The organism is Candidatus Deferrimicrobiaceae bacterium (genome assembly GCA_035256765.1).
Lineage (GTDB): Bacteria > Desulfobacterota > Deferrimicrobia > Deferrimicrobiales > Deferrimicrobiaceae > CSP1-8.
On sequence record DATEXR010000063.1, the window covers coordinates 1 to 2,404 of the forward strand.

The following is a 2,404-nucleotide window of genomic DNA, read 5'->3' on the forward strand; positions in this document are numbered from 1 at the left end:
GGATTTCTGGCGGCCGACAAGATCCCCTATCTTTCCGCATCGTATTCGCCCAACCTGACCGACCCCAAGGAATCTCCGTACAACTTCTTCATCGCGGCGGACTACACCACCCAGCTGCGGGCGGGCTTGAAGTACATCAAGGACAACTGGAAGGAGAAGCGGGCCCCCAAGATCGTATTCATCTACCCGAACCACCCGTACGGGATCGCCCCGATCAAGGGAGGGAAGGCGTACGCCAAGGAGATTGGGTTCGTTGGTTTCGAGGAACTGGGCGACGAGGAGGTGGGACTCAAGGCGATCGAGGCGAACTCCCAGATGCTTTCCGTGAAGAACAAGGGCGCCGACTTCGGGTGGATCGGCGGCACCACCCCCTCGGCTGCGGTCATCATCAAGGACGCCAAGAAGCTTGGCCTCAAGACGAAGTTCCTCGTGAACGTCTGGGGCAACGACGAAGACCTGATCAAGATCGCGGGGGATGCAGCCGATGGCGTTCTCGGCCTCCAGGCCGCGGCGGTATACGGCGACAAGGTCCCCGGAATGAAGCTCATCCAGGAGGTCACCAAGAACGAGCACCAGAATACGCACTACATCCGGGGCTGGGTCTCGATGATGGTGCTGTGCGAGGCGTTGAAGATCGCCGACAAGAAAGGGCAGTTGAACGGTCCGGGAGTGAAGGATGCCCTGGAGACGTTGAAGGATTTCGATACGGGCGGGCTGACTTCCAAGATCACGTTCACCCCGACCGACCACCGTCCGAACTTGTCGGCCAAGATCTACGAGTACCAAAAGGGGAAGCTCGTTTACAAGACGACGATCGAGCTTCCTCGTAAGGCGGAGTGGCTCGGTTTGTAACCGCAAGAGGAAGAGGAAACCGGGGAGGGGGGATCTTCTGTTCCCCCTCCCTCTCCACACCGAAAACAAAACAGGCAGGGGACGCATGCTCCAGGTGAACAACATCGAGGTGATCTACTCGGACGTGATCCTCGTCCTCAAAGGACTCTCCCTGGTCGTTCCCCAGGGACAGATCGTGGCCCTGTTGGGAAGCAACGGAGCCGGGAAGAGCACGACGCTCAAGGCGATCTCCGGGCTGTTGAAATCGGAGGAAGGGGAGGTCACCGACGGGGAGGTCCTCTTCGAAGGGGAGAAGATCAACGGGAGGGACCCGGAGGAGATCGTCCGCCGGGGGATCTTCCAGGTGATGGAGGGCCGCCGCGTCTTCGAGGACCTGACGGTCGAGGAGAACCTTCGCTGCGGGGCGCACACGCGCCGCGACGGAAAAAACGTGAAAGGGGACTACGACCGGGTCTACGGATACTTTCCCCAGCTCACGGAGCGGCGAAAGCAGCTGGCGGGATACCTCTCGGGGGGGGAGCAGCAGATGCTCGCGATCGGACGGGCGCTGATGGCCCGTCCGAAGCTGATGCTGCTCGACGAGCCGTCGCTCGGGCTCTCCCCGCTGCTGGTCAAGGAGATCTTCGGGATCATCAAGGAGATCAACGAGAAGGAGAAAACGACGATCCTCCTCGTCGAGCAGAATACCCGCGTGGCCCTGTCCATTTCGAGCTACGGCTACATCATGGAGAACGGGAAGGTGGTCCTGGACGGCGAGACGGACAAGCTCGCCAACAACGAGGACGTCAAGGAGTTCTACCTCGGGATGACCGCGGGGGGTACGCGCAAATCCTACAAGGACACGAAGCATTACAGGCGCCGCAAGCGCTGGCTCTCCTAAAGCTTAGGGACGTTCTTAAACTTTTTAATAACGTTTTTGAACTGTTTGGAGCGTAATGGATCTTCCCGCAGGCGACGTGGGGACATTTTTTGTTTTGGCGGGACGGAAAGGGAGGCGTCGGCCGCCGGTTGTGATCGATCGACCGGTCGGATGAAAAGTTTTAAGAACGTCCCTGTTCTAAGGAGTGGAGGATGATCGACCGGAAGCGCGGATTCTACGACGAGGCGCAGGAGACGATGCCGCAGCGGGATCGGGAAGAGTTCCGTCTGGGGAACCTGCGGGACGCGGTTCGACACGCCTACGAAAATGCCCCCGCCGCCCGGAAGAAGATGGACGAGGCAGGGATCAAGCCCGCGGACGTGCGCAGCGTTGCCGACCTCGCGAAGATCCCGCTTACCCGGAAGGCGGATTTGAAATCGATCCAGAAGGCGGAGCTTCCCTTCGGTGGGCTGGCGGCGGTCCCCCCGCGCGCCATGCGGCGGATCTATGTCTCCCCCGGCCCGACGTACGATCCGGAAGGAAGGGAGGAGTCCCATTGGCGATGGGAGAAGGCCTTCGTGGCCGCCGGTTTCCGCCCCGGCGACATCGTGCAGAACACCTTCATGTACCATTTCTCCCCGGCCGGCCTCATGTTCGACGAGGCGCTCATCCGGATCGGCTGCACGGTAATCC

Annotated in this window: 3 protein-coding genes; all 3 read left to right on the plus strand. The window is 60.6% G+C overall.

The annotated features are described in order from the left end of the window. On the plus strand, window positions 1-852 hold an 852-nt coding region (locus VJ307_02035; protein HJX72906.1), incomplete at its 5' end, for an ABC transporter substrate-binding protein. Between the two features lie 85 nt (window positions 853-937). Beyond that, on the plus strand, window positions 938-1,732 hold the full coding sequence (locus tag VJ307_02040; GenBank protein ID HJX72907.1) for an ABC transporter ATP-binding protein: 795 nt from the start codon (window positions 938-940) through the stop codon (window positions 1,730-1,732). Between the two features lie 191 nt (window positions 1,733-1,923). Continuing rightward, window positions 1,924-2,404, plus strand: a 481-nt coding sequence (locus VJ307_02045; protein HJX72908.1) for a hypothetical protein, incomplete at its 3' end; no start/stop codon positions are given.